Origin of the sequence: Mesorhizobium sp. M00.F.Ca.ET.216.01.1.1, assembly GCF_004010325.2 — a bacterium.
GTDB lineage: Bacteria > Pseudomonadota > Alphaproteobacteria > Rhizobiales > Rhizobiaceae > Mesorhizobium.
The window spans coordinates 1-360 of sequence record NZ_SADR02000262.1 but is presented as its reverse complement, the minus strand read 5'-3'; the positions used below and the strand labels follow the sequence as shown (position 1 = coordinate 360).

Annotated in this window: 1 protein-coding gene; it reads left to right on the top strand. The window is 63.3% G+C overall.

Annotated elements, in window-relative coordinates; translation table 11 throughout:
• A partial coding sequence (locus EN859_RS36025; RefSeq protein WP_348632972.1) for a nitrilase-related carbon-nitrogen hydrolase occupies positions 1-360 on the top strand: 360 nt, incomplete at both ends.

The following is a 360-nucleotide window of genomic DNA, read 5'->3' as shown; positions in this document are numbered from 1 at the left end:
CTGGGCGATGGCCAGATGCTGATCGCCGGCGTGGTGCGCGAGGAGGGCGGTTCGGGGAATGCCGGCAGCCGCTATTACAACTCGGTGGTGGCGATCAACGACAAGGGCGAGATCGCCGACGCGGTCGACAAGGTGCATCTGGTGCCGTTCGGCGAATACCTGCCTTTCGCCGACCTCTTCAGCCGTTTCGGCGTTGGCCAGCTGGTTGCCGGGCCGATGAATTTCGCGGCCGGCAACGAACGTCATGCCATCATGCTGCCGAATGGCCTGCGTGCCGTCCCCTTCATCTGCTACGAGGTCATTTTTCCCGACCTCGTGTCGGATGATGCTGCGTCGGCCGACCTCATCGTCAACGTCACC